The following is a 26,650-nucleotide window of genomic DNA, read 5'->3' as shown; positions in this document are numbered from 1 at the left end:
GGGGTGGGAGCTGGCCCGACGGTGGAGGCCCGCGTCGGAAGGGCCGGGCGTGACGCTGGCGGCCGGGCTCATCGCGGGCGAGGGACTGGTGGGGGTAGGCATCGTGCTGGCGCAAGCGCTCTGGTAGCCTTCGGGCATCCGCATGCGCTGTCCGGTCTGCCACCGCCGCCTCGCTCCCGGCGCGGCGTGTCCCGTGAATGGCGTCGCCGCCGAGCCGGGTCTCCCCCTGGAGCCGTTGGCGATCCCAGACGTCCCCGGCCTGTCCGGTGCCGCCCTGTTGGGAGTGGGGGGCTTCGCTCACGTCTTCACCGCGGTGCGCGAAGCGGAGGGTCGCGAGGTGGCGCTCAAGGTGGGACTGGGGCCGCACCATGCGCGCTTCGCCCATGAGGCGGAGGCGCTCCGGCGCGTAGGGCCGCCCACGGTGCCCCAGGTGCTGGAGGAGGGGCGGGTGGGGGGCAGGCCCTTCCTGGTGCAGGAGCTGTTGCGAGGGCAGACGCTCGCGGCGTGGATGGCGGCGCTGCCAGGGACGGGCGCGGCGTCCGTGGCGCGCGTGCGGGAGCTGCTGACGGGGCTGTGTCCGGCGGTGGCGCGCGTGCATGCGGTGGGGGTCGCGCACCGGGACCTCAAGCCGGAGAACATCTTCCTGCGCGAAGGTGGCGCGCTGAGCCTCCTGGACTTCGGGCTCGCGCGGTGGAGGGACGCGGGGCCGGCGGAGGCGGCGGGCAACCGCGCGGGCACGACGGTCTACATGGCGCCGGAGCAGTGCCTGGACGCGCGCGAGGCGGGCCCGGCGGCTGACATCTACGCGCTGGGCGTCCTGCTCTTCGAACTGCTCACGGGGACGCCGCCCTTCCACGGCACTCCGGACGAGGTGCGCGAAGGCCACGTGAGCCAGCGTCCGCCGCGTGTGTCGGAGCGTGCAGCGGTCCCGGTGGCGCTGGACGCGGTGGTGGCGCGGTGCCTGGCCAAGGAGCCGGCGCAACGGTACGCGAGCGCGGAGGAGGTGCTGGCCGCGTTCGAGGCCGCGTGCGCGGAAGGGCCTTCGCTGTCTGGTGTCGTCGGGGCGAGGGATGCGCGGCCGGCGCAGGCGCTGGTGACGTTCGCGGGCGCGCGTCCGGTGGCGGTGCTGGGACTGCGCACGGCCGCGTCGGTGGATGGGCTGGCGGCCACGCTGGAGCCGTTCGGCGGAGTGCTGGCACGGGTCGCGGCGGGCGGCTACCTGCTCGTCTTCTGCGAGTCGTTGTCCGCGGAGGCGAACGTGCGCGCGGGCGCGCTCGCGGCACGGCGGTTGGTGGAGTCTGGAGAGGCCTCGGCGGTCCTGCACGTCGCGGTGCTGTACGTGCATCCGGGCACCACGTTGCCGCGCATCGCGGGCGCCGCGCTGGAGCGGCCGGAGACGTGGTGGGGAAGGGCACTCGCGCAAGGCGAGGTGCGGGTGTCACCGGAGGCGGTCGCGCGGCTCGAGCCTGGATGGATCGAGCCCGTCACCCGGCAGGACGACAGTGACGCCGAGCCCGTAAGCCGTGAGTCCATTCCCTCGCAAGCGGCCGGAGAGGGCGAACACGCCGCGACACAGGCAGCCGGGACACGTGAATCTGCCGTGCCGCGAGCAGCCGCGGAGGGCGCACGCGCGGCGTCACCGCGCCCCGTGGACGCCGCGCGCGAGAACGGGGCGGTCATCCGTCTGCGCCTCCACGACGAGGACGGCGCTCGTGCTGATGGAGAGCCTCCTCCGTTCGTGGGCCGCGAAGCGCTGCTGGATGCGCTGGTCGCGGACGCGGCGCGGAGCCTGTCGTCCTCGGCTCCGGGCCTGGGCGTGCTCACCGGTGAGGTGGGGCATGGCAAGTCACGGTTGCTCAAGGCGCTCGCGCTCCAGTTGGAGTCCGCGGGCCATGCCCGGGTCGTCCGACTGCGCGCGCCGCCGCCAGATGCGTCGCTGTCCAACGCCCTGCTGGACTCCCTGCGCGCCGTCGCGGGCCGTCCGTCCGCGGAGCCCCGCATCCTGGCCGAGGCACTCCTCGCCCAGGCCCGTGAAACCCCGCTCGTGCTGTTGCTGGACGATGCGCACCTCGCGGATCCCCTGAGCCTGGATGTGCTCGAGCGCGCCACGCTCGAAGGTCCGAGGGCGCCCCTGTGGATCTGCGTCGCCGGACGGCCTTCGCTGCTGGGCCTGCGTCCCCACCTGGGCGAGCGCAGTGCCCAGTCCTCACGCCACACGCTGCCGCCCCTGCCTCCGGAAGCCAGCCGTGCGGTGCTCGTCCACCTGCTGCGCCCGGCGGAGCACATCCCCGAACCCGTGCTCGCGCGCCTGGAGCTCCTGGCGCAGGGCGTGCCCCTGTCCCTCGTCGAGCTGGCCCGCGCACTCCGCGCCGCCGGGGCCCTGCGTTCAGCGCCGGGCGGTGGATGGTACGTCGCGCCGGACGCGCTGCTGGACGTCTCCGTCACGCCGCTCTTTGAACGGCTGGCCCCACGCGTGCTCGCGAGCCTTCCGGAGGCCCACCGTGTGCTCGCGCGGCTGTGCGCGGTGCTCGGCACGGAGGTGGACGTCGCACGGGTGGACGCGGCCCTGCGCCACCTGACCGCTGGGCCGGAGCTGTCGCGCGCCGCCGCCCTGGACGCGGGCGCCGGCCTGCAACGGCTGACCCGCGCGGGCCTCCTGCGTCCCACCGGTCCGGGCCGCTTCGCCTTCCGCCATCCGCTCCTGCGCGAGGCCCTGGAGGCCCTGCTGCCTCCCGCGCCCCGCCGCGCGCTGCACGCCGCCGCGCTCAAGGCCAGCGTGGGGGATGACGTGGCCGAACGCCGCCGCCGGGCCCACCACGCGGCCGTCTGCGGCGCCCACCTGGAAGCCTCGCGCGACTACCTGTCGCTGGCGGAGGAGGCCCGCACCGGTCACCTCTCCGTGGAAGCGGAGCAGCACTACACACGCGCGCTCGCGCTCCTCCCGGAGTCCGACGACGCGAGAAGGGCCCAGGCGCTCGCGGGACGGGGCAAGGTCCGCCACCGCCTCCAGCGCTTCCGTGAAAGCCTCGCGGACCTGTCCACCGCGCGCGCCCTGGCCCGCACCCGAGGCGACGCCGCGCTCGAAGTGGACCTGCTCCTGGAGGAAGCCACCGCGCGCGACTGGATGGAGGACTCGGAGGGCTCCGCCGCCTGCACGCGCGAAGCGCTCGACGCCATCGAGCCCCTGGACGCGCCGCGCCTGTCCCTTCGCTGTGGCCTCGCACGCGGCCGCCTGCATGTGCGTCAGGGCGAATGGGCCGCCGCGACCCGCGTGCTCACCTCCACCGCCGAAGGCGCCGAGCGCGCCCGGGACCACGAGACGCTGGTCGTGTCGCTGGCCCTGCTGGGCGCCGCGCTCACCTTCCTGGACCGCGCGCCGGAAGCGGCCGAACGCTTCGACGAGGCCCTGGAGCGCTGCGAGTCCGCGGGCGACGGACTGCACAAGGCCGCCGTGCTGAGCAACCGCGTCCTCCTGTGGCTCCGCCAGGGCGACGTGCACCGCATGGAAGCGGACCTGCGCCGGGCCATGGCCCTGGGCCGGGAGCTGGCCCACGCGCAGATGGAGCGCTGGTCCACCTTCAACCTGGCGGAGGTCCTCTACATGCAGGGCCGCCTGGACGAAGCGCTCCCCCTCGCGCAGCGCGCGCATGAATTGGGCGTGCGCTTCTTCCGTGAACACCCCGTGCCCGTGGACGCGCTGCTCATCGCTCGCATCCAGGCCGCCGCGGGAGACGAGGCAGCGGCGGCCCGCCAGCTCGCCTGGATTGCCGAGCGCTGTCCGCCGGAATCCCTGCCGCCCACCGCCATCATGCGGCGGCTCGTGGAGCTCCAGGTCCATCAGCAGGCCGCCGGCGCCTTCCTCGCGACGGACTGGGCCGCGCTCCACACCGAAGCGGACGCGCTGGCCTCACCGGATGAGAAAGCGGAGATCCTCCTGCAGGCCACCGACATCGCGCGCCGCACGGGCGCCATGGACGAGGCCCGCGCGTGGCTCGAGCGTGCCGGACCCGCCGTGGCGGAAGCCCCCCTGTGGTCTACGCGTTTCCACGCATTGCGTGCCGCGCTCGCACCCTCAGCGCTGTAACGGGAATCGTTACACGGTGCCGCTCACGTAACCTTTCGCGCTACAGGGAGACAAGAAGGCCGCGCCTGGGGTTTCCTTCCCCTCCCATTTCCAAATCCTACCCAAGGAGTGTTCGCGCGATGGCCTCCTCCGTCCTCCGAGTCCCCTGGTGTTTCCTCTTGCTGGCCCTGACCGGCTGCGAGCCCTCGCTCCCGGAAGACACCACCGCCAGCGCCGATGCCGACGTGACGCTCGGCACGAGCAAGGCGGACATCCGCATCGCCAACTCGCTCACGACGCGGGAGCTGGTGCTCAACGCCATCGCCGCGAACCACGACGCCAACGCGGCCCTGTCCACCAACACGCTGGAGTCCCTCTTCGACCCCGACGAGATGATCCCCGGCGCGGACAGCGCGCTCGTCAACCACCAGCTCCGCGACCCGTACGCGCAGCGCTTCATGGCGTACCTGGTGAGCTGTGCGTTGGGCGAGGGCGAGACGCTCGAATACCTCAACCCCTTCAAACCCGCTGGCGCCCAGCGCAGTGAATGGGCCGGCTCCGCGGGCCTCTGTCCGTGGTGGCGCACGCAGGCGCCGGGCGACGCGTGCCTCCGGCGCGTGACGGCGTGTCTCCTGTCGCGCAACAACGGCCTGGGCTACCGCGTGGAGCTGTCCATGCGCGGGGAAATCCATGAGCCCGTCCTCTCCATGGCGGAGCCCTTCGCGCTGGACGCGTGGACGGAGCCGCTGGCGCACGTGCCGTCCACGACCGCGTCGGTGAGCAGCGCCGTGCCGTGCGACGAGCAGACGGTGGGCGCGGAGCGGAACTGTGGCTGGAAGATGCACTCGGTGGGGTGGTGTCCGGCGGGCCAGACCATCTCCGTGGGCGCGGGAGGCCCGGCGGTCTGCCCGTCGGGGACACCGCTGGGCTCCAGCTCCGGAGCGCGCATGGTGCTGCGCGTGTGCAATGGCATCGCCGGCTGCGACAAGACGGACGCGCGGCACGTGGAGTCCAGCCAGGGGTGTGTGCCGGAGTCCACGGACCCCTCGCCCTCCATCGATACGGACCCCTCCGTGAAGTTCACCTGCCCCGTGTCGGGTGGGTACTTCACGGTGATGACCGCGCCCTGGGACAGCGACGCGGAGGGCACGGCGACCGTGGGCGTCTCGGCCGGAGTGCAGGCGCCGCTCTCCGAGCGCGCCGTGTACCGGGTCCGCGAGGGCGCCTTCTACGGCAACCTCTTCGGCAGGGACGCGCTGCGCGACGACATCAACGTGACGGTGACGTTGGTGGCGGGGCAGAAGGACCGCTACACCATCAACCGTCCGAAGGGCCGCCAGTCGAAGCCCGTCTTCAAGGACCTCTACTCCTGCTACGACCCGGGCTGGGTGTACGGCCGGGCCTACGCGACCTACCGAGTCTGCGCGCTGCCGGGCACGCAGGAGGACTGCGCGGCCACCGTGACGGGCCCGTGCTGGAGCACCGCCCCGAACGTCCCCTACCAGTGCAAGACGCAGGACGGCCCGCTGCTGTCGGGCGACGGCGACTTCGAGTCCTGCATGGACACGTCCAACCAGCTCTGGGAGGAGCCCGTCACCGTCTTCCTCAACGGCGCGTGCGACCTGGTGGATGAAGAGCACCGCGAGCTGTGCAAGCGCTGGACGGAGCCCCCGCCGCCCCAGGAGAGCTCACGGGGCAAGCGCTAGCCCATGGCGGGCAATGGCGAGGAGGCCCTCTACGGCGAGGAGCTGCGGCCCGGCGCGCTCGTGGGCGAGTGGGTCGTGGACCGCGTCCAGGTCCACGGCCCCGTGTCCGCGCTGTACCGGGCGCGGCACGCGCAATCCGGAGTGCCCGCGGCGCTGAAGGTGCTGCACCCGCAGGTGGCCGCGGCGGCGGTGGCGCTGCGGCGCTTCCGGCGTGAAGCGGCCACGCTGCAGCGGCTGCACCACCCGCACATCGTCACGGTGCTGGGGTACGGCGAGCTGTCGGACGGCCGGCCCTTCATCGCCATGGAGTGGCTGGAGGGGCAGGACCTGGCGGCGGAGCTGGCCACGCGAGGGCCCCTGTCCCCGCGTGAGGTGCTGGAGGTGATGGAGCAGGTGGGCGCGGCGCTGCGTGTGGCGCACGCGGCGGGCGTGGTGCACCGCGACCTGAAGGTGCAGAACGTGGTGCGGCTCGCGCCGGGGCGCGGAGGCCCCGCCGTGAAGCTGGTGGACTTCGGCGTGGCGAAGGGGCTGGTGCCGGGCGCTCCGGGGAGCTCGTCGCTCACGCACACCGGCGTGGTGCTGGGCACGCCGCTGTCCATGGCGCCGGAGCAGATCCGCGGCGAGGTGCCGGACGCGCGCACGGACCTGTACGCCGCGGGCGTGCTGCTCTTCCAACTGCTCACGGGCATGCCGCCCTTCCAGGGCACCACGCGCCACGAGGTGGAGCAGCAGCACCTGCACGCGCCGCCGCCCCGTCCCGGAGAGCACGCGCCGGTGTCCGCCGCGCTGGACGCGGTGGTGCTGCGGTGTCTGCGCAAGGCGCGCGAGGATCGCCACCCGGACGTGGACGCGCTGCTGGAGGACCTGCGGGGCGCGGTGCTGGGAGGCGCGGCGCCGGTGGAGGTGCCACGCGCGGTGGGGCTGTACGTGGAGGCCCGGCTGACGGGCGAGCCGAACCCCGCCGCGATGGAGGACCTGGACGCGGGCCTGGAGCGCGCGAGCACCCTGGCGCGCGAAGCCGGGCTGGACGTGCGGGTGATGGGCGGCGTGTGCCTGCTCGCCGTGGCCAGCCTCCCGGACGACGTGCGCCGTGAACGCGAGCTGCGCGCGCGGGTGCTGGACGTGGGGCTCGCGCTGACGGGCAAGGACACCTCCACCGCGAGCCTGCACGTCACCGTGCACGTGGACCGGATGACATCGCGGGAAGACGCTCACGGCTGGACGGAGACCACGGCCTCCGCGTGGGACGCGACGGGCGGGGAAGGGGGCCTGCTCCACCTGCCCGGCTGGGTGCGGGATGACGGAGAAGCGGCCACGCCCATCGTCACCGGCCCGGCGCTGCGGGGACTGGAGGCGGACTTCGTCGCCAGCCCCGTGCCGGAGGCCGCCGAGCGCTGGCGGCTCTCCTCCCGGCGCTGAAGCCGCCTACGGCTTGATGCCGTGCCTGCGCAGCAGCCGGTAGAAGTGCACGCGGTCCATGCCGGCGGTGACGGCGGCCTGGGCCACCTTGCCCTGGTGCTTCTCCAGGAGCGCCCGCAGGTATCTCCGCTCGAAGTCGTCCACCACGCGCCGGCGCTGCTCCGCGTATGGCCGCGACAGGTCCAGCTCCAGCGGGCTGCCCTCCGGGCGCGAGTCCTCCTCCGCCAGGGGCAGCGCGTCCTCGAACACCAGGCAGCGCTCCAGGTGGTTGCGCAGTTCGCGCACGTTGCCCGGCCACGCCGCGTGCCTCAGCCGCGACATGAACTCCGGCGTGCGCAGCGCGCCCGTGCGCTCCGGGTCCGCGCCCAGCGACGCCAGGATGCCCGACACCAGCATGGACAGGTCCTCCGGCCGCTGGCGCAGGGAGGGCATGGCGATGCGCAGCACCGCGAGCCGGAAGAACAGGTCGGAGCGGAAGCGGCCCGCGTTCACCTCCGCGCGCAGGTCGCGGTGCGTGGCCGCGATGAGCCGCACGTCCACCGGCTGGTACGTGTTGCTGCCCACCCGGCGGATCTCCCGGTTCTCCAGCACACGCAAGAGCTTGGGCTGCAACTCCGGGGGCAATTCGCCAATCTCGTCCAGGAAGACGGTGCCTCCGTCGGCCTCCTCGAAGACGCCCGCTCGCCGGCTCACCGCGCCGGTGAAGGAGCCCTTCTCGTGGCCGAACAGCTCGCTCTCCAGGATGTGCGCGGGGATGGCGCCGCAGTCCACCACCAGGAACGCCGCGTCCTTGCGCCGGCTGGCCTGGTGGATGGCGAGCGCCCCCTGGCTCTTGCCCGTGCCCGTCTCTCCCTCCAGCAGCACCGTGACGTCGCGCGCGGAGGCCCGCTCCATCATCGCGAAGCAGCCGCGCATGGCCACGGACGTGCCCACCAGCGTGCCGAAGCGCGTCAACTCCGACAGGGGCAGCCGGTTGCTCTCCGCACTGAAGTCGAACCGCAGCACCACTCGGCCCAGCCGCAGCAGGCTGCCGCTGCGCAGGATGCCCTCCACCACCTGCACGCCGTCCACGATGACGCCGTTGAGGCTGTCCAGGTCCTTCACCTGCGGGCCCTTGGGCCCGATTCGCACCTCGCAGTGGAAGCGCGACACGGTGGAGTCCTCCACCGCGAAGTCGTTGAGCGGATGCGAGCCCACCGAGCAGGTGTCCGCCGTGGACTCCCACACCGTGCCCGCGCCCGGGCCCTCCACCACGGACAGGCGGAAGCGGCGCACCGTGGGCAGGTCCCCCGGACGGCGGGCCTGCTCATACGGCAGCGTCACGTGGAGCGCGGCCTCCTGCCCCTCCTCGTCCAGGTGGGCGCCCTTGTCCTTCGACTCCCCGGGGGTCCCGTCGACGCGGGTTCGATCCGACACAGACATGCACCTGAAACTACCACGTCCGGGCCACACGGGGCGGGGACGCCGGGTGTCCGGCAGGACACAGACGCGGTGCGCGCACGCACAGCGTCAGCTCAGCGTCACGTCCAGGAACATCATCAGCACGAAGCCCACCATCAGCCCGGCGGTGGCCTCCTTCGCGTACTCCTGGCGGTGGCTCTCGGGGATCATCTCGTCGCTGACGACGTACAGCATGGAGCCGCCCGCGAACGCGAGCGCCCACGGCAGCACGCCTGACGCGAACGACGTGGCGAAGAAGCCCACCAGCGCGGCCACGCCCTCCACCAGCCCCGTGTAGAGCGCCACCAGCACCGCCTGCTTGCGGCTGTACGCCACGCCCATCAGCGCCAGCGCGACGACGAAACCCTCCGGGATGTCCTGCAGCCCGATACCCACGAGGATGGGCACGGCGATGGTCATGGAGCGGCTGCCCACGCCGGTGCCCACCGCCAGGCCCTCCGGGAAGTTGTGCAGCGCGATGGCCAGCACGAACAGCCAGATGCGCTTCAGGTTCGCCGCCTGTGCGTTTCCCTCCTGACCCTTGATGAAGTGCTCGTGCGGGATGAAGCGGTTGCACAGGTGCAGGAACAGGCCGCCCACCAGCATGCTGCCGCCCACCACCAGCGCGGGGACGAAGCGCGACGTGGTGCGCTCCTCCGCCAGGTGGATGGCGGGGACGACGAGCGAGAAGGCCGTGGCCGCGAGCATCACGCCCGCGCTGAAGCCCATCAGCACGTCCTTGGTGCGCTGGGAGATGCCGCCCATGGCCAGGGCGGGCACGGCGCCCAGGCTGGTGGAGAGCACGGTGACGGCGCTGCCAACGAGCGCCAGTGCGAGGGTGGACGAGCCGAAACCGCTGTCGGACATGGCCCCCTCAACCTGTCGCACTCCCCGCCGCCCGGCCACCTTTTCGGCGGGGCGGGGCGCGAAGGATGCCCGCCATGGAACTGCGGTGTCCGGGAGGATGCACTCAGGGCGACAGGCGCTGCTTCTCTCGCAGGATGAGGTGCCACTCCTGGAGGTTCTTCTGGAGCGCGGACAGCCACGCGTCGATCTCCGGATCCAGCCGCTTGTCCACGCCGCGCAGGGACTCCAGGAGCGGCCGGGCGCCGGACTGGCCCAGTCGCGCCAGCCCCTCCAGCGCGGACTTGCGCACCGCGAGGTCGCTGTCGCTCCGATACAGAGAAGTGAGCGAGCGGCGCGCGCCCGCGGACTCGGAGCTCGGCACGCCGCCCAGGGCCTTCGCCGCCGCCGCGCGCAGGCCCGCGTCCTCCGAGCGCAATTGCTGGGTGAGCTTGCGCACCACCTCCGGGCTCGCGGCCTCCATGGAGACCTCGCCCAGCAGGCGTTTGGCCAGCGCCGGGTCGTCCGTGGCCGTGGCGACCTTCACCGCCGCTTCGGCCAGCTCCGGGTTGTGGCCGAAGTAGATGCCGGCGCTCTCCGTCACCAGGTTCTCCACCACCGCCTGACGCACCTCCGGCGCGCTGTCACGCACGAGCTGCTCGTAGGTGACGACGTCGCCGTTCTTCGCCATGAACTCCACCGACGGCGAGCCCTGGAGCGCGCGCACCGCCGCGGCGCGCAGGCCGGGGTCCGCGTCCTGGCTCGCGCGGGAGAGCAGCGGCTGGAGCAGCTCCGGCTTCTGCGCGTTGCTCGCCTTGGTGGCCAGCGCCGCGCCCACGGCCTCCAGCACGGCGGGGTCTCGCTCCTGGCTCACCGCCCGGCCCAGGGCCTCTGGCGGCATGGCGATGGCGGCCTCCTTCAAACGCAGCCGCGCGTACTTGCGGTACGCGGGCGAGCCCGTCTTCATGGCCACGCGCACCTCGTCCAGCATGCCCTCCACCGTGCAGGCCGTCCGGGTGGGGACGGCAACGGGCGCACCCTGCGCCAGGGCCAGGCCGGGCAGCAGCGACAGCCAGAGCACCCGGGCCTTCATCGTTCGCGAGCCCATCAGTGCGGCGCTCCTTCCTCGACCACGCAGGCGTGGTGTTCCTTCTTGCCCTGCCAGATGCGCGCGAAGTCCGTCGTGCCGGTGGCGTACAGCGCCTTGAAGTCCAGATAGTCCTGCCGCAGGCGCGGGTCCTTGCGCGCGAACTCCTCCACCAGGGGCAGGGCATCCGCGCCGGCCGCGCGCACCGCGAAGCGCAGGAAGGCCCAGCGCACGCACAGGTCATGTTCGCCGTCGAAGGCGGCGCGGTACGCGGCCAGGGCCTTCTGGGGGTCTTCAGTGACGGCGAGCCGGAAGGCGGCCATCTCGCGCACGTCGCGCTCCTTGTCGGTGCGCATCACCTTGGCCAGCGCGTCGATGGAGTCCGAGTCGAGCAGCGGGTCGGAGTACGACGGCATCTCCAGCGCGAGCAGCCGCACCGCCGAGTCATCCGACGTGGTGCCGATGTCCAGCAGGTCCTTCCAGTACGGCGCATACGTGCCGGTGCGCTCGTAGTCCTCCTTCATCACCCGGCCCAGCGTGCGCGTGGCCATCCACGCGGCGGAGTCGGCGGAGTCATCCATCGCGATGGCCTTGAGCCGGCCGCGCGTCTCCGGCGTGAAGCGGTGCTGCGTCTCCAGCGCGTCCAACGCGGAGGCCCGGTCCGTGGTGGCCACCGACTTGTCCTCGGCCACCGACACCAGCTTCTCCGTGACGCGCGGGTGGCGCACGGCGGGCGAGGCCTTGAGGGCCTCCAGGTAGATGGCCGGCTCTGGCGGCGCGGCGTTCACCGCCCACGCCACCAGTTGCAGCGCTCGGTCCGGGTCGTTGCCCACGAGCTCCGTCAGGCGCTCCTGGAGATAGGCCACCAGCGCTGTGTCGCGCGCCTGGATGGCGGCGGCCACGGCGGCGTGCAGCGACTCCATCGTCGCGGACCTGTCCAACGCGGCGAGCCCGTCCCAGCACCCGGGCATCGGAATCTCCTCGCGCGGGCCCGTGCGCGCGGAGGGCGGAGGCTCCGCGTTGGTGGCATTCCCGGCGGCGGCCGTGGCCATGGCAGGAGTCACCGCGACGTGCGGCGGAGGACCGGCGTCATCGCTCCCGGCCGAACCTCGCCACCACACGACGCCCAGGGCGACGAGGAGGACGAGGCCGGCGAGCGCGACCTTGAAGAGGGGACGGGAGGTCATGTCGAAGGGGGCTCACGCGGAGGAGGAAGGACGGGCGCACGCGCGCCGGACATCGGAGATGTGAAGCCGGGCAGGGGACGTGCGGCCCCCGCCCGAGGACACCTGCACGCTTTGGCTACAGCGTGGGAACGCCCAGCCGGTTGGTGCAGTTGGCGTTGGTGCCGCACGTGGTGCCGACGCTGGTGTACCAGGCCGACTTGCGCGTGCCGTACTGCCGGTTGTCCGCGTGCACGTGCGGGCCAGTGGCGCTGCCCGTGCCGCCCACGAGCCCCAGCGCGCAGCGGTCGCACGTCTTCGTGCCGGAGCTGACGTTGGCGTAGAAGTGCAGCTGGCGGAAGTCCCAGCCGTTCGCGCCGGACACCACGTAGTAGTTGCCCGCGCCGCCGTTACACGTGGATCCGTAGCAGGCCGCCGCGCAGCCGCCGTAGTAGTAATAGTAGTAGTTGCCCACCAGCATGCCGCGGTGGTTCCACTCGCCGCAGGATCCGTTGCCGATATCCAGCGCCGTGTGGCTGCTCCCGGTGCAGTTGTAATAGGTGGTCGAGTTCACGTAGGCCGCCGGGTCGCAGATGGGGCCGTTCGCCGTGGCCGCCACCCCCGGACTGGCCCACGCCGCGGCGGCCAACGCCACCCCGGCGGACAGCAACGTCTTCAGCTTCATGCGGTGCTCCCTCCCGTCATCCACCCCCCCGTTTCCCCTCGAATGGGGCGGGGGTGGTGAAGCCGTAATACATGAAAAACTGGAAACCGTCTCGCGAATCGGGAATTGAGAAACACAACGATTCCAAGGGCTTCCGTGCCGCGCCGTGTCGTTTCCCGGTGTGCGACGCAACTGGCGGCAAACGTTCACGACAATCTGGAATGTCGGCGTTCTGCCGACCCTGGCGCACCGCTGCCGGGACCCTCAGGCCAGGTGTCTCCGTCACCTGGGAGAAGCGACATGACCACGATTGGCAAGCCCGGCTCGCGCACGACGTCCCCTGTCAGCACCCCGCAGCCGAAGACGCCCGCCGCGCCCGGGAAGCCGAACGCGGTGAAGGCCGCCGTCACGCAGCGGATGTCGGACGGCTTCGACTCGGGTCCCCGCGCGGGTTCGCGTCCCCAGCTGACGGAGGTCCGCACCACCGAGACGGCGCTGAAGAAGGACAAGGACGGCGGTGGCTTCCTGGGCGGAATCGGGTCGGGCATCGGATCGGCCATCGACAAGATCGCCAAGGGCGTGGCGAAGGCGCTCGCGCCGCAGGTGAGCACGAACGCGGACGGCCGCACGGTGGTGGACCTGGGCGCGGGCAACAACACCGCGACGGTGTCGCAGAACAAGGACGGTGGGCTGACCATCAAGTCCGGCAGCGACACGGTGACGCTCACCGCGGAGCAGGCCAAGGGCGCCATCATCAACGGCGGCGCGGGCAACGACTCCATCACCGTGGACAAGAGCGTCACGCAGGACATCACCCTGGACGGCGGTGAGGGCGACGACAAGCTCACGGGCGGCGCGGGCAACGACACGCTCATCGGCGGCGCGGGCAACGACACCGTCATTGGCGGCGAGGGCAAGGACACGCTGAAGGGCCAGGACGGCGACGACTACCTGGAGGGCGGCGCGGGCGATGACCGCATCATGGGTGGCGAGGGCCGCGACGTGATGTACGGCCTGGACGGCAACGACTCCCTGTCCGGCGGCAGTGGCCGGGACTACATCGACGCGGGCGCGGGCGATGACCGGGCCTACGGCGGCGAGGGCGACGACCAGGTCATCGGCGGGCGCGGCAACGACACGCTGTCGGGTGGCGCGGGCAACGACGCGGTGGCGGGCGGCGCGGGCAAGGACACCGTCCGTGGCGGCACGGGCACGGACAAGCTCTACGTGGAGGAGGGCGAGACCACCGCCGACGCGGCCGAGGGCGAGCGTGAAATCGTCGACATGACGGACGCGGACCAGCGGGGCTCCTCCGTCTCCGTGACGGGCAGCGCGGAGTTCCAGGCGCGCGTGCAGTCGGACCTGGACGCGATGCGCTCGCTGCCTTCGGGCCAGGACCTGCTGCGCACGCTGGACGACAGCGGCAAGAAGACGGTCATCCGCGAGACGTCCAGCGGCAACAGCGCGGGCGGCACGAACTTCAACGACGGCTTCATGAACGCGGACGGCACGCCGGGCAAGGGCACGGACTCGCAGGTGAACTACAACACCACGCGCATCTCGCTGGGCAGCGAGGAGTGGATGAACCGCCCGCCGGTGGTGGGTCTGTTCCACGAGCTGGTGCACGCCTCGGACATGAACAACGGCACGCTGGCGCTGGGCTCCAAGGACGGCACGCGCAACCTGGAGACCTCCGCGGTGGGCCTGCCCATCGACCTGGACCAGAACCCGGCGACGCCGGACGTGGTCCAGGGCGGACGTCCCGGAGAGAACGTCCTGCGTGACGACCTGAACCTGCCCACCCGCCCGCGCTACTAGGATTCGGGGGATGAAGACCTTCCGCCGCGCTGGTGCCATCATGGCGCTGGCAATCATCGTGGGCTGTGCGCGGGCGCCGGAGCGGCCCGCGCCCCCAGCGGAGCCAGGAGGACAGCGCGTGGCCCAGGCGGACGTGGAGCTGAAGGTGGAGTCGGTGACGCACGAGGCGGACACGCTCGCCGTCACCTACGCGGTGCACAACCGGACGCAGAAGGCCGTGCTGCTCACGGACGGCCTGTGGGACGTGGGCTTCAGCGGCCACCTCACGCTGGCACCCGAGCGGGCCTACGTGGACCTGTCCGGCGGAAAGGTGGTGCTGTCGCGGATGTTGGTGCCGGTGCCGGAGAACCTGGAGGTGGAGGCGCCGGAGGTGCCCGCGGTCAGCCGCGTGGAGCCGGGCGCCACGGCGAACCGCCGCGCGGTGGTGCCGCTGCCCCTGCGCACCGCGCTGCCGTACCCCACGGGCCCGGAGGAGACGCGCGAGCTGTCCACCGTGCGCGAGGTGTCCCTGCGCGTGGGCTACCTGCCGGACGCGGACGCCATCACGCTCAGCCAGGGGAAGGACGCGCAGGGCACGCCCATCCAGACGCCCCGGTACGGGCCGGTGGTGATGGCACAGCGGGTGTTGGACAGCGGACCCCTGCCGGTGACGGACGCGAAGTAGGGAACCCGGGCCCTGGCGGTGGAGGACGAGCGCGATGACGGCTCCGGGCCCGTCATCGTCACCGAGGACGAGCAAGGGCGCCGCTCGCTGCGCTTCGGCGACGGGGGCGCGCGCCAGAGCGTGGTGTGGCCCGGCGAGCCGCTGCGGCTGGAGCTGCCGTACACCCGCATGGCGATGGTGTCGCTGGCGTTCGTGCCCCGGCCGGAGAACATCCTCGCCATCGGGTTGGGGGGGGGCGCCATCCCCATGTTCCTGCGCGCGGTGCTGCCGGACACGCACATCGACGTGGTGGAACTGGACGCGGCGGTGGTGGACGCCGCGAAGGAGTACTGCGGCTTCCAGGAGGACGCGCTCCTGCGCGCGCACGTGGCGGACGGGCGGGCCTTCATCGAAGCGGACGGGCCGCCCTACGACCTCATCCTCCTGGATGCATACGGAGCGGATCAGATTCCCGGGCACCTGGCCACGCGCGAGTTCCTGGGCGCGGTGCGCGCGCGGCTGACGCGAGGCGGGGCGGTGGTGAGCAACGTCTGGGAGTCCGCGGCGAACCCGCACTACGACGCGATGGTGCGCACCTACCAGGTGAGCTTCCACGGCCTGTCCGTCTTCGAGGTGCCCACCACGACCAACCGCATCCTGGTGGGGCTGGAAGGCCCGCTGCGGCTGACGCGCGAGGCGCTGGTGGAGCGGGCCCGCCGGGTGGAGCGGGAGCGCAAGCTGCCTTTCCGGTTGAGCACCCTGGTGGCGCAGCGCTACCGGCCCCTGACGCGGCGGCTGGGGCGGGGCCGGGTGTTGACGGACGCGGAACTGGGGCCCGGCGGCCTCATCCCGGAGGAGTGAGGCCGCTCTGCTGGCCAGTGAGCACAGCCCCGCCCGGCCGCGGCTGAATCAGGGGGTGGCGCTGCTAATCTTGAAGGCTCGGTACGTCAGCATCCTTTCGGGAGACGCGATGAACGGCGCGAACGACGGACGACCCGGCCAGCCCTCTGCTTCCTCCGAGGACGAGGCGACGCTGGCGGATGGCGAGTCCGATGCCGCGGGCCTGGAGGCCCGTCCGAAGTCGAAGCCCATCTACGTGTTGGAGGGCAACACGCTGAGGACGCGGCTGACGCGCGAGCTGGGCATCCACTATCCCTTCGTCGGAGCAGGCATGGCGTTCGTGTCCCTGCCTCCGCTGGTGGTGGCGGTTTCGGAAGCGGGCGGCCTGGGAATGTTGGGCACGGCGCCAGAGCCGCCGGGCGTGCTGGAGGCGCGGCTGAAGGCCATCCAGGCGGGCACGCAACGCCCCTACGGCGTGGACTTCATCGTGGACAAGGAGCCACACGGCTTCACGACGCGGGACCACGTGGACACATGCATCGCGGCGAAGGTGCCGGTGGTGGTGTTCCACTGGGCGTTGCCGCCGCGCGAGTGGATTCAATCGCTGCAGGCCGCGGGGACGCGGGTCTGGGTGCAGGCAGGCACGGTGGAGCTGGCGAGGCAGTCGCTGGACGCCGGGGTGGAGGGGCTCATCGCCCAGGGGCGGCAGGCGGGCGGGCGAAACCTGGGCAGCACGCCGACGTTGGTCTTGCTGAAGGAGTTCCGGAAGTTGACGGGCGTGGTGCCGGTGCTGGCGGCGGGAGGCATCGCGGACGGGTTCAGCGCGGCGCGCGCGCTGCATCACGGCGCGGACGGCGTCTGGGTGGGCACGCGGCTGGTGGCGTCGGTGGAGGCGTACGCGCACCCGCTCTACAAAGAGCGGCTGGTGGACGGGGACGCGGGCGACACGGCGATGACGACGCTGTTCGGGCCGGAGTGGCCGGGCAAGCGCATGCGGGTGATCCGCAACCGCGTGGTGCGCGAGTGGGCGGGGCGGGAGTCGAGCGTGCCGGCGACGGCGGAGTCGGGCGCCATCGGGACGACGCGGCTGTTCCCGGGCGTGCTGGACGTGCAGTACGTGATGCCGAGGTTCAGCTCCTTCCTGCCCACGCCGGACACGCAGGGAGACCTGGAGGAGATGAGCCTCCCGGCGGGAGGCGCGAGCATGGCGCGCATCGACACCGTGCAGCCCGCGGGGCAGATCGTCGTGGAGATGATGGAGCGGGCCCGGCGGTTGTTGGAGTCGCCGGAGGGGCTGGATGAGGCGGACGAGGACGACCGGGGTTAGCGCGCCGGGAAGCGCTGTTCGAGGCGGTCTTCCCAGTCGTCCAGCGCGGAATTGGCCCCCGCGTAGTCCTTTGCGGAGCGCGCGTAGCTCGCGGACTGCGCGATCGCTTGCAGTGACTCCTTCAGCGCCTTTGCTTCTGGTGCGCCCGCGCTTCTGCGAAACAACTCCGTCCGGAGCCGCTGGATGCGCTGAAAGAGCTCCTTCTTTGCCTGTGAGGGCTTCGGAGACCTGGCGTCCACGCCCGCGTCGGTCCCAGGGGTGCCCGCGTCAGCCCCCTGGATGACTTCATGAGTCTCATGTGGGCCCGCGTCAGTCCCATGGGGGCTCGCCTCAGTCCCATGGGGGTTCGTATCGGCTGGGGTTTCGGTAGGAGGAGAAGGCACTGAGCGGAGCCGGACGATGCCAGCGCCTACGCTCAGCAGCACCAACGCGCCAAGCAGTGCCCATCCAATGCCCGGCGGTTGGCGAATGGCCTTGAGCGCTTCCTGCGTGCTGGGCGTATTGCTGTCACCCGCAGGGAGCGGGATCTCGGTCTTCGTGAGGGATGGCGCGCGAGGAGGCGAGCGCAGTGGGATGCGCTTCAATTGCTCACGCACGGCTTCGGCGGAAGGCGGCCGTGACGCGGGGTTCTTCGCAAGCAGATGGAGCACCAGGGCGTCCACTTCCTGCGGCAGTCCCGGGAGGCGCGACGAAGGCAGCGGCGGCGCCTGCTCCAGGTGCGCGAACATCACCTGGACGGACTCGCCCTGGAAGGGGCGCACGCCAGTGAGCAACTGGAACATCAGCACGCCCACCGCGTAGAGGTCGGTCGCCGGCCCGACGGTGTCGCCGCGGATCTGCTCGGGCGCCATGAACTCCGGCGTGCCGATGACCATGTCGTCCGCCGTCAGCGGCTTGTCGCGCGACTCCATCAACTTCGCGATGCCGAAGTCGACCAGCTTCACGGCGGCCGGAGTCGATGGCGCTTCCACGATGAAGACGTTGGGTGGCTTCAGGTCGCGGTGCACCACGCCGGCACGGTGCGCGGCGCTCAGCGCGGAGAGCATCTGGTCCATGACCCAGACGACGGACTCCAGGTCCATGGGGCGCTTCGCGCGGACGAAATCAGAGAGCGCCCGTCCCTGGAGCAACTCCATGATGACGTAGGGGCGCTCATCCGGGAGGGTGCCAAAGCCGAAGATGTCGATGATGCCCGGATGCCGGACGGCATTGACCGCACGGGCCTCCACCAGCAGGCGCTGCACCTGCTGCTGCGACACCATCTCGACGCGCATGACCTTGATGGCGACCTGCTTGCCAATCAGCGGGTGCACGGCGCGGTACACCACGCCCATGCCGCCCGCGCCGATGCGCTCCTGGACGACGAACTCCCCCAACTGCGAACCCAACAAAGGATCCGGAGGCGTGCTGACCCGCGATGGGGGGCGCATGACCTGTGTGGCATCGCTTCGAGAGGAGCGGGGGCTTTTCATGGGGGCGCTGGCGCGCGAACCATAGGCATGCGCTCCCAATGCATTCAAACATCCGCGGGTCAGCGGATCACGATGTGGAGGATCTCCTGGGACAGGGAGACCCACAGGGTCGTGCCTGACTTCCCTGGGAAAGAAATGATCAGCGCGGGAAGCGCGCCTTCAGCTTCTCCAGCCAGGCGTCCATTCTGTTCAGAAGGGCCATACTTCCGTCGGACGTCTGCTCCGGGGCATTCGCCTCTGTGTGGAACTGCTGGAGTTGGGATTCGAGTTCCGGAACGCTTCCCGCATCACCGGTTCGACTCCTGAGTTCCTTGGCCAGTTGCTCCAGCTTCAGGGTCACCTTCTCGGCGATAGAGAGTTTCCGAACCGAGGTGACAGAGGTGGACGGTGGTGGCGTGGCGGGGGCGGGCACGACAGGCTCACGCGACGGTGGCTTGGGAAGCTCGGCCAGAGCAGGTGTGAAGCTCGCCGGAAATTTTTGGGGATCGGAACGCCAGCGCTTGAAACTCTTTTCCCAGCGCTCGATGTCATCCAGGATGAGGTTCGCCTCGCTCGGAGTTTCCGCCCTGACTGCCGCCTGGTAGTACTTGACTAGGCTTTCCTGAAAAGCTGGTGGAGGGCTTCCGTTGGGGCTTTGGGAATAGAGAGCCTCGTACAGCGCATCCAGCTGCTTCGCTAGGTATCTCTGCGTGGACGAGTCCTGCGAGAGCTTCGGCCGCGCGAAGCGCGCAACAGCAACGGGCGGCGCGACGACCGGGGCGGACGCGGGCTGCGTCGGGGGCGGAGCGGGTGTCCCAACGAACTTGTTGCCTTCAGTCTCCGTGACATCGGTCACAGTGGCCTTGCCCTGGGCCGCGATGGGCGGCTCCGGAGTTACAGAGGGGATGGGCTCTGGCAATGACGTTGAGGAGACCTTGGTTTTGTAAGTGATTCTTCCCGTGCGAGAGGGCCGTGAAGGTGACCCTTTCTCCTCGGATTCGGACGAAACCTTTTCGGCCTCCTTGTCAGGCTCCTCCTCCGTCGACGGGACGGTCACCGTGGTGCCCACGGCCTGGGAAGTTTCCGAAGTGGCCTGCTTGACGCGAACTTCTTTCGTGGGCTCGGTTTCAGGCTTGGGCGCTATCTGCGTGGGGACCGCTTCAGTCGGAGCAACCGGGTGGCTCAGCCACCACGCTCCAGCCCCCAGGCCCACGAGCAACGCCGCGCCTCCCAGCATCCAGCCCAGGCGCGCTGGCCGCCGGAGGGTCTGGAGCGTCTCCGTCCCCGAGTCTTCAGCATCCGCGACCACGACAGGCGCACGGGTGGCGACACGGGCCGCGGCGGGCTTGGGCACAGGGGCCGGGCGCTGTGTGGATGCCTTGGGCTTCAGGCCCGGGGGCCTCGCGAAGGTCTGGGTGCGGGACTCCGTGGGCACCCGCTGGAGCTGCTGCTGCACGGCCTCGGCGGAGGGTGGGCGCAGGGCGGGGTCCTTCGCCAGCAGTTGGAGCACCAGCGTGTCGAGCTCCGGGGGAATCCCCTCCGCGCGCGAGGAGGGCAGCGGAGGGATCCGATCGACATGGGCGAACAGCACCTGGACGGGATCGCCCTGGAAGGGCCGCGCGCCCGTAAGCATCTGGAACGCCATGATGCCCAGCGCGTAGAGGTCCGTTGCCGGGCCCACCGTGCCGCCGCGGATCTGCTCGGGCGCCATGAACTCGGGCGTGCCCAGCACGGAGCCATCGAGGGTCGTCGGGCTCTCCCTGTTCTCCAGCAGCTTGGCGATGCCGAAGTCGACCAGCTTGATCGTGGGCGCGGCGTTCGGCGGCTCCACCATGAACACGTTCGCTGGCTTCAGGTCCCGGTGTACGACCCCCGCCCGGTGTGCCGCCCCCAGCGCTGAGAGGATCTGATCCAACATCCAGAGGACGGTGGGCACGTCCAACCGCTTCTGGTCGGACAGCAGCTCGGAGAGCGGCCGGCCCTCCAGCAGCTCCATCACGACGTAGGGGCGCCCATCCGGAAGCTTGCCGAAGCCGAAGATGTCGATGATGCCCGGGTGCCGGATGGCATTCACCGCACGGGCTTCCACGAGCAGCCGCTCATGCACCCGGGGGGAGACGAGCTCCGCGCGCAACACCTTGATGGCGGCCTGCTTCCCGATGAGGGAATGGGTGGCCCGGTAGACGACCCCCATTCCTCCGGCGCCGATCCGCTCCTCGACGGTGAAGTCACCAATCTGTGACGAGAGCAGCGGATCCACGAGAGGCGTGGTGTCCGCCGACGCGGTCTTCCGCAGGGTGAGCGTCGCCCCGTCGGGAATGGAAGGACGGTGGGTTTTCATGAGGGGAGTTCGCGCGGACCATAGCCGCCCATTTCCCCTGATTCCAAACAACCCACCAGCATGGGGCGGCGGGTCGTGAGTGACTGCCGGGATGTAAAATCATACCCGCCAGGGATTGCCTCCCGCCACATGCGCGGGTCAGCGCGCAGGGAAGCGTTGATCCAGGCGGTGTTCGAAGTCGTTCAGCGCCTGCTTGATCGTGGCCAGCTCCTTGCGGGTCTTCGCCGTGGCGATGCTGTTCAGGAGCATCACCTGCTCTTCGACAATGTCCTCCGGAAGGTCTTTGCCTCCGTTCCGGACCCGCATCTTCGCCACGAGGGTCTTGATCCGCCCGAGCAGCTCATCCTTCTTGTCCTGGATGCTTACCGAAGGAGGGGGAAGCATCTGCGCTTGCGCGGGCGGCGGACTGGACGCTGGCAAGGTGGTGACCGTCGTCGGCTCCTCGGGGGGCTCCTGAGCGGGCGCCGGTGGCGGCGTCTGTACTTCCGAACGGGAGTCCTGCTGAAGCTGGGGCTGCGCGGGTTCCGGCCGTGGTGGCGCTTTGGCGACGTGGGCGGGAGGGGGCTCGGAGGTGACTGCTGGCACGGGATCGGGCGTCCGGCGCTGGATGACCGCGGCCCCCGCAACCAGGAGCAGCACTGCCCCCGCCAACCCCCAGCGCAGGCCAGGTGATGGGCGGATGGCATTGATCGCATCCTGTGTCGTGCTGTGCGTCACGGTGTCTCCCGCGGAAGGTGCTGTCGTAGGTGTTGCGTCTGGCCTCGGAAGCGAAGGGGCCCGGGGCGCGGAGCGCAGGGGGATGCGCTTCAAGCGCTCGCGCACGGCTTCGGCGGAAGGAGGGCGCCGCGAGGGGTCCTTCTGCAGCAACTGCAGGACCAGCGAGTCCAGTTCCTGCGGGAGCCCGGGCACGCGCGAAGAGGGCGCGGGAGAGCGCTCCTCCATGTGCGCGAACATCACCTGCACCGAGTCCCCCTGGAACGGGCGCACGCCGGTGAGCAACTGGAACATCATCACGCCCACTGCATAGAGGTCCGTCGCGGGGCTGACGTCGCCGCCACTGCGGATCTGCTCCGGCGCCATGTACTCCGGCGTCCCGATGACGGAACCGTCAGCCGTGAGCGGGGTGTCGTGTGACTCCAGGAGCTTCGCGATGCCGAAGTCGACGAGCTTCACGGAAGCCGGCGCCTGGGCGGTTTCCACGATGAAGACGTTCGCGGGCTTCAGGTCCCGGTGCACGACCCCCGCACGGTGCGCGGCCTCCAGCGCGGCCAGCATCTGGTCCATGACCCAGACGACGCTCTCAAGCTCCATGGGCCGCTTCGCACGGACGAAGTCCGACAGCGGTCTTCCCTGGAGCAACTCCATGGTGACGTAGGGCCGCTCATCCGGAAGGCTGCCGAACCCGAAGATGTCGATGATGCCCGGATGCCGGATGGCATTGACCGAGCGGGCCTCCACGAGGAGCCGCTGCACCAGCGGCGCGGACACCAACTCCATCCGAAGGACCTTGATGGCGGCCTGCTTGCCAATCAGCGGGTGCACGGCGCGATACACCACGCCCATGCCGCCCGCACCAATGCGTTGCTGAATGACGAACTCACCCACCCGTGTGCCCAGCAGGGGATCCGGGGCTGCGCTGGACCGAGACTCTGGCTGGGCGGATTGCCCTGCGTCGCTTCGAGAGGAAGAGGGGTTTCTCATGGGGGGCGCTGGCGCGCGAACCATAGCCATGCGCTCCCAGTGCTTTCAAACATCCCCTGATCCGCATTCCCGATGCGGAGGAACCCGTGGATCCACATGACCCACTCAGGGTCTTGTCTGACTTCTCTATTGGGGAGAGATGATCAGCGCGGGAGCCGTGCGTTCAGCTGCTCCTGCCACGAATCCAGCGCCTGATTCACTGCCATGCGGTTGGTGGCGGTATCGGCCTTCACGGCCTCCGTGTAGAGGCCGACCAGCTTCCGCGTGAGGTCCGGCGCGACGTCCTGGCCCTTCGTGCGTTTGCGCAGCTCCGCGACCAGCTTGTCCAAGCGCTGGGCCAGCCTCTGCTCAGACACGTTGGCCCGGGGCAGAGTGGGCAGCGAGGGCAGCACGAGCGGCGGGACCTTGGGCATCTCCGGGACGACGACCACGGGCGGCGCGTCATGCAAGGCGATGCGCTGCGCCAGCTCCTTCTCGATGCCATCCAGCGCCATGTGGATCCGCGCGCGCTCGGCCTCCGTCGTCGCGTCCGCGGCGGCCCGGTACTGGTGGATCAGCTTGCCGCGCAACGCTCCTTCCTCGTCCACGTCCTTCGCTCGCGCCCGCTGTTGCTTGAACAACCCGGACAGCCGCCGCGCCAGCTTCTTCTCCGACGCCGTCGAGAGCGGCAGCGGAGGCAGTCCTGTCTTCACCTCCGTCTCCGGCGCCTCTTCCTCGAGCTCCTCGGGCTCGGGCTCGGCTGTCACGACCGGATCCGGCACGGGTGGCACCACCGGATCCGGCGCCTTCACCACGGGCGGGACCGGCATGGGCAGACGCTGCTCCAACCTGGGAGGCGTCTCCGCGGGCCGCGTCACCCACCAGAGCCCCGCGCCCAGCAGCGCCACCCCCGCGACCGCCGCCGCCGCGAGCGGTGCCACCTTCCAGCGATCCGCGAGCCCCGGCGGCCGGGGCGCCGCCGGAGACGTGGGCTCCTCCCGCTTCGGCTCCACCGCCACGGAAGGTCCCAGCGCATCCGGAGGCCGCTCCAGGGACAGCGCCTTCAACCTCTGCCGCACCTCCTCCGCGGAGGCAGGCCGCTTCGCCGGAGCCTTCTCCAGCAACTGGAGCACCAACGCGTCGAGCTCTGGCGGAATGCCCTCCACCTTCGACGAGGGCGGCGGCGGTGCCTGTTCGACGTGCGCGAACAACACCTGCACGTTGTCTCCCTGGAACGGACGCGCGCCGGTGAGCATCTGGAACGCCATCACGCCCAGCGCATACAGGTCCGTGGCAGGGCCCACCGCGCCGCCGCGGACCTGCTCCGGCGCCATGAAGTCCGGTGTCCCCAACACGGAGCCGTCCGCGTGCGTCAGTCCCTCTTGCGACTGCAGCACCTTGGCGATGCCGAAGTCGACCAGCTTGAGCATGGGCGCCGCGTCCGGCCGCTCCGCCATGAACACGTTCGCCGGCTTCAGGTCCCGGTGCACCACGCCCGCCCGGTGCGCCGCCCCCAGCGGCGAGAGGATCTGATCCAACATCCAGACCGCTGTCCCCACGTCCAGCCGTCCCCGCGAGCGCAACACCTCCGCGAGCGACTGGCCCTGGAGCAGCTCCATCACCACGTACGGCCGCCCGTCCGGCAACGACCCGAAGTTGAAGATGTCCAGGATGCCCGGATGACGGATGGCGTTGACCGACCGCGCCTCCACCAGCAACCGCTGCGCCTGCTCCGGCGACATCAACTCCGCACGCAACACCTTGATGGCGGCCTGCTTGCCAATGATGGGGTGCTCCGCCCGGTACACCACCCCCATCCCACCCGCGCCAATGCGCTCCTGGATGATGAACTCACCCAGCTGCGCCCCCAGCAGCGGATCCGCCTTTGGCGCCGTGGGTGCCATCGCCACCGGCACCTCCCGCTCCGTCAGCGCCCGGTGTGCCCCCGTCTCCGGAATTCTTCGCGTCTTCATGGAAAAGCTCGTTTTGCGGTGACAGTACCGTGAGCCCGGGACGCCGTCGCGTGCCCTGAGGACTTGCCGGTTGTTCGCTCGTTCGACAGGCGACGCGGAGGTCCCCTTACTTCCAGTGAGCCGGTCCTTTTCCTCCCTGTTACCTCCGGAGGAATCCCTCATGGCGACGCCCGCCAAGGCCCGTCATGTGGATGTTGAGGGCTCGGGACTTCCGTGGATCCCCTGGACGTAATGCTCAGCGCGGGAAGCGCGCCGTCAGCCGCTCCTGCCACGCATCCAAGGCTTGATGCACGGTCATGCGCTCGGTGGCGGTCTGGGCCTTCGCGGCCTCAGTGAAGATGTCCACCAGCTGCTTCGTGAGCTCCGGCGCGACGTCCTGGTTCTGAGTGCGCTTGCGCAGCTCCGCGACCAGCTTGTCCATGCGCTGGGCCAGCTTCTGCTCGGAGGCATTGCCCTGGGGCAGGGTGGGGAGCTTGGGAATCACGAGCGCAGGGACCCGGGGCGCCACGGGGGGCGTGACAACGGCGACGACGGGAGCCGGGGGCGCGTCGTGCAGCGCGATGCGCTGGGTCAGCTCCTTCTCGATGTCATCCAGCGCGACATGGATGCGCGCACGCTCGGCGTCCGTCTTCGCATCCGCGGCGGCCCGGTACTGCTGGAGCAGCTTGCCGCGCAGCGCTCCGTCCGCATCCACGTCCTTCGCCCGCGCCAGCAGCAGCTTGAACAGACCTGCCAGCCGCTGCTCCATCTTCTTCTCGGAGGCAGTCCCCGCCGGCAACGGTGGCAACTTCGTGGACTTCGCCAGGGTCGCTGTCGCGGTCTCCGCCTCCGCGGACGCTTCTTCCTCGATGACCTCGGGCGGCTCCTCGACAGGGGCCTGCGTCGCAGTGACCGGCGGCGGTTCCACCGGAATCGTGGGCCTCGTGTCCACCATCACCTGCTCGGAAGGTCGCGGCGGCGCAATCACTTGCGTCTGCTCCGCCTTCCGCGCCTGCATCCCCAACCCGTAACCCACTCCCAGCAGCGCCACCCCGGCGACCGCCGCCACCGCGATGGACACCCCGTTCCGGCGAGGCGGAGCCACGTTGGCCGTGGGCACCTCCGATGCAACTCGCGGCTCCACACTCGACGGCGGTGCAGCCTCCGGCTCCACGTTCACGGAGGGCACGGGCGGTCGCGCCAGCCCCCGGAGCTTCAGCCGCACGGCCGTCGCGGTCGCGGGCCTCTTCGCTGGCGCCTTCTCCATCAACTGGAACACCAGCTCATCGAGCTCCGGCGGAATCCCCTCCACCCGCGACGACACCCGGGGAGGGACCTGCTCCACGTGCGCGAACATCACCTGCACGTTGTCACCCTGGAACGGCCGGGTGCCCGTGAGCATGTGGAACGCCATCACTCCCAGCGCGTACAGGTCCGCGGCCGGGCCCACCTCGCTGCCGCGGATCTGCTCCGGGGCCATGAAGTCCGGCGTCCCCAGCGTGGAGCGGTCCGCCCGCGCCAGCGCGTCGTGCTCCTGCATCACCTTGGCGATGCCGAAATCCACCAGCTTGATCAGCGGCGCCGCGTCCGGCTGCTCCATCAGGAACACGTTCGCGGGCTTCAGGTCCCGGTGCACCACCCCCGCCCGGTGCGCGGCCGCCAGCGCGGCCAGGACCTGCTCCAACACCCAGGCCGTGGTCCCCACGTCCATCCGGCCCCGCTCGCGCATCCGGTCCGCGAGCGACTGGCCCTGGAGCAGCTCCATCACCACGTACGGCCGGCAGTCCGGCAGCGTCCCGAAGTTGAAGATGTCCAGCACGCCCGGATGCCGGATGGCGTTCACCGCCCGCGCCTCCACCAGCAGCCGCTGCTCCTGCTCCGGGGACACCAGCTCCGCGCGCATCACCTTGATGGCCGCGTGCTTGCCGATCAGCGGGTGCTCCGCCCGGTAGACGACTCCCATCCCTCCCGCGCCCACGCGCTCCCGGATGATGAACTCGCCAATCGTCGACCCCACCAGCGGATCCACCGACGGCGCCGGCGCCGCCGGGACCTCCTCGTCCGTCACCACCTCCGGTGACCCCGCTTCTGGCAATCGTCGGCGTTCATGGGAGAGCCCGTCTGGGGCCATGGTATCGGGCCATCGCCATGACGTCGCGCGTCCAAGCGAGCCATCTGCCCGCTCGCCCGCCGACCTATCCTCGCTGATCAGA

17 protein-coding genes are annotated in these 26,650 nt (G+C 70.8%); 7 read left to right on the top strand and 10 right to left on the bottom strand.

The window, feature by feature from the left end:
- The first annotated feature begins 142 nt into the window (after window positions 1–142).
- The 3 genes from D7Y21_RS08295 to D7Y21_RS08285 all read left to right on the top strand — a co-directional run bounded on the left by D7Y21_RS08295 (window position 143) and on the right by D7Y21_RS08285 (window position 7,188).
- Window positions 143–4,084 (top strand): serine/threonine-protein kinase PknK, encoded by a 3,942-nt coding sequence (locus D7Y21_RS08295; RefSeq protein ID WP_121712374.1) that lies wholly within the window; start codon window positions 143–145, stop codon window positions 4,082–4,084.
- A gap of 119 nt (window positions 4,085–4,203) precedes the next feature.
- A complete protein-coding gene (locus D7Y21_RS08290; protein ID WP_121712372.1) occupies window positions 4,204–5,769 on the top strand; it encodes a hypothetical protein in 1,566 nt (521 codons plus the stop codon).
- Between the two features lie 3 nt (window positions 5,770–5,772).
- Window positions 5,773–7,188: a serine/threonine-protein kinase gene (locus D7Y21_RS08285; protein ID WP_121712370.1), complete on the top strand. Its 1,416-nt coding sequence runs from the start codon at window positions 5,773–5,775 to the stop codon at window positions 7,186–7,188.
- A gap of 6 nt (window positions 7,189–7,194) precedes the next feature.
- Here the strand turns inward: D7Y21_RS08285 and D7Y21_RS08280 are convergent, their stop codons facing one another.
- From D7Y21_RS08280 to D7Y21_RS08260, 5 genes are all read right to left on the bottom strand, one after another.
- Window positions 7,195–8,610: a sigma 54-interacting transcriptional regulator gene (locus D7Y21_RS08280; protein WP_370038308.1), complete on the bottom strand. Its 1,416-nt coding sequence runs from the start codon at window positions 8,608–8,610 to the stop codon at window positions 7,195–7,197.
- An 87-nt stretch (window positions 8,611–8,697) separates the two neighbouring features.
- The gene (locus D7Y21_RS08275) at window positions 8,698–9,495 is read right to left on the bottom strand and encodes a ZIP family metal transporter (RefSeq protein WP_121712368.1); all 798 of its coding nucleotides are present in this window, start codon (window positions 9,493–9,495) and stop codon (window positions 8,698–8,700) included.
- A gap of 103 nt (window positions 9,496–9,598) precedes the next feature.
- The gene (locus D7Y21_RS08270) at window positions 9,599–10,579 is read right to left on the bottom strand and encodes a HEAT repeat domain-containing protein (protein WP_121712366.1); all 981 of its coding nucleotides are present in this window, start codon (window positions 10,577–10,579) and stop codon (window positions 9,599–9,601) included.
- Entirely contained in the window at window positions 10,579–11,745 is a 1,167-nt protein-coding gene (locus tag D7Y21_RS08265) for a HEAT repeat domain-containing protein (RefSeq protein WP_121712364.1), read from the bottom strand. The genes D7Y21_RS08270 and D7Y21_RS08265 overlap by 1 nt, the downstream gene beginning before the upstream one ends.
- A 115-nt stretch (window positions 11,746–11,860) precedes the next feature.
- Complete coding sequence (locus tag D7Y21_RS08260) at window positions 11,861–12,406, bottom strand: peptidase M23 (protein WP_120563571.1); 546 nt, start codon at window positions 12,404–12,406, stop codon at window positions 11,861–11,863.
- Window positions 12,407–12,685: 279 nt separating this feature from the next.
- Between D7Y21_RS08260 and D7Y21_RS08255 the strand changes: the two genes are divergently transcribed.
- From D7Y21_RS08255 to D7Y21_RS08240, 4 genes are read left to right on the top strand one after another with little or no spacing between them, the layout of a single operon-like run.
- Window positions 12,686–14,203, top strand: a complete 1,518-nt coding sequence (locus tag D7Y21_RS08255; protein ID WP_121712362.1) for a M91 family zinc metallopeptidase — start codon at window positions 12,686–12,688, stop codon at window positions 14,201–14,203.
- A gap of 10 nt (window positions 14,204–14,213) precedes the next feature.
- A complete protein-coding gene (locus D7Y21_RS08250; protein ID WP_120563569.1) occupies window positions 14,214–14,867 on the top strand; it encodes a hypothetical protein in 654 nt (217 codons plus the stop codon).
- A gap of 18 nt (window positions 14,868–14,885) precedes the next feature.
- Window positions 14,886–15,707, top strand: a complete 822-nt coding sequence (locus D7Y21_RS08245) for a spermidine synthase (RefSeq protein ID WP_121712360.1) — start codon at window positions 14,886–14,888, stop codon at window positions 15,705–15,707.
- A 55-nt stretch (window positions 15,708–15,762) separates the two neighbouring features.
- Window positions 15,763–17,013, top strand: a complete 1,251-nt coding sequence (locus tag D7Y21_RS08240) for a nitronate monooxygenase family protein (RefSeq protein ID WP_233612023.1) — start codon at window positions 15,763–15,765, stop codon at window positions 17,011–17,013.
- Here D7Y21_RS08240 and D7Y21_RS08235 read toward each other — a convergent pair.
- From D7Y21_RS08235 to D7Y21_RS08215, 5 genes are all read right to left on the bottom strand, one after another.
- A complete protein-coding gene (locus D7Y21_RS08235; RefSeq protein WP_233612022.1) occupies window positions 17,010–18,443 on the bottom strand; it encodes a serine/threonine-protein kinase in 1,434 nt (477 codons plus the stop codon). The two genes, D7Y21_RS08240 and D7Y21_RS08235, sit on opposite strands and share 4 nt — an antisense overlap.
- Before the next feature lie 181 nt (window positions 18,444–18,624).
- The gene (locus D7Y21_RS08230) at window positions 18,625–20,724 is read right to left on the bottom strand and encodes a serine/threonine-protein kinase (RefSeq protein ID WP_158627255.1); all 2,100 of its coding nucleotides are present in this window, start codon (window positions 20,722–20,724) and stop codon (window positions 18,625–18,627) included.
- Window positions 20,725–20,943: 219 nt separating this feature from the next.
- Complete coding sequence (locus D7Y21_RS08225; protein ID WP_158627254.1) at window positions 20,944–22,410, bottom strand: serine/threonine-protein kinase; 1,467 nt, start codon at window positions 22,408–22,410, stop codon at window positions 20,944–20,946.
- Window positions 22,411–22,649: 239 nt separating this feature from the next.
- Window positions 22,650–24,458 carry a serine/threonine-protein kinase gene (locus tag D7Y21_RS08220; protein ID WP_121712349.1) on the bottom strand — a complete coding sequence of 603 codons (1,809 nt, stop codon included), beginning with the start codon at window positions 24,456–24,458 and terminating at the stop codon, window positions 22,650–22,652.
- 235 nt (window positions 24,459–24,693) lie between these two features.
- Window positions 24,694–26,532 carry a serine/threonine-protein kinase gene (locus D7Y21_RS08215; RefSeq protein WP_233612021.1) on the bottom strand — a complete coding sequence of 613 codons (1,839 nt, stop codon included), beginning with the start codon at window positions 26,530–26,532 and terminating at the stop codon, window positions 24,694–24,696.
- Window positions 26,533–26,650: the final 118 nt, after the last annotated feature.

Origin of the sequence: Corallococcus sp. AB045, assembly GCF_003668895.1 — a bacterium.
Taxonomy (GTDB): Bacteria; Myxococcota; Myxococcia; order Myxococcales; family Myxococcaceae; genus Corallococcus; species Corallococcus coralloides.
The sequence above is the reverse complement of the archived record's forward strand: the minus strand, read 5'-3'. Positions and strand labels throughout refer to the sequence as shown.

Coding starts and splice junctions, on each gene's coding strand:
- D7Y21_RS08220 (WP_121712349.1), bottom strand. CDS start 24,458: ATGAAGACGCGAAGAATTCCGGAGACGGGGGCACACCGGGCGCTGACG.
- D7Y21_RS08260 (WP_120563571.1), bottom strand. CDS start 12,406: ATGAAGCTGAAGACGTTGCTGTCCGCCGGGGTGGCGTTGGCCGCCGCG.
- D7Y21_RS08270 (WP_121712366.1), bottom strand. CDS start 10,579: ATGGGCTCGCGAACGATGAAGGCCCGGGTGCTCTGGCTGTCGCTGCTG.
- D7Y21_RS08285 (WP_121712370.1), top strand. CDS start 5,773: ATGGCGGGCAATGGCGAGGAGGCCCTCTACGGCGAGGAGCTGCGGCCC.
- D7Y21_RS08235 (WP_233612022.1), bottom strand. CDS start 18,443: ATGCGCCCCCCATCGCGGGTCAGCACGCCTCCGGATCCTTTGTTGGGT.
- D7Y21_RS08290 (WP_121712372.1), top strand. CDS start 4,204: ATGGCCTCCTCCGTCCTCCGAGTCCCCTGGTGTTTCCTCTTGCTGGCC.
- D7Y21_RS08265 (WP_121712364.1), bottom strand. CDS start 11,745: ATGACCTCCCGTCCCCTCTTCAAGGTCGCGCTCGCCGGCCTCGTCCTC.
- D7Y21_RS08250 (WP_120563569.1), top strand. CDS start 14,214: ATGAAGACCTTCCGCCGCGCTGGTGCCATCATGGCGCTGGCAATCATC.
- D7Y21_RS08295 (WP_121712374.1), top strand. CDS start 143: ATGCGCTGTCCGGTCTGCCACCGCCGCCTCGCTCCCGGCGCGGCGTGT.
- D7Y21_RS08275 (WP_121712368.1), bottom strand. CDS start 9,495: ATGTCCGACAGCGGTTTCGGCTCGTCCACCCTCGCACTGGCGCTCGTT.
- D7Y21_RS08280 (WP_370038308.1), bottom strand. CDS start 8,610: ATGTCTGTGTCGGATCGAACCCGCGTCGACGGGACCCCCGGGGAGTCG.
- D7Y21_RS08255 (WP_121712362.1), top strand. CDS start 12,686: ATGACCACGATTGGCAAGCCCGGCTCGCGCACGACGTCCCCTGTCAGC.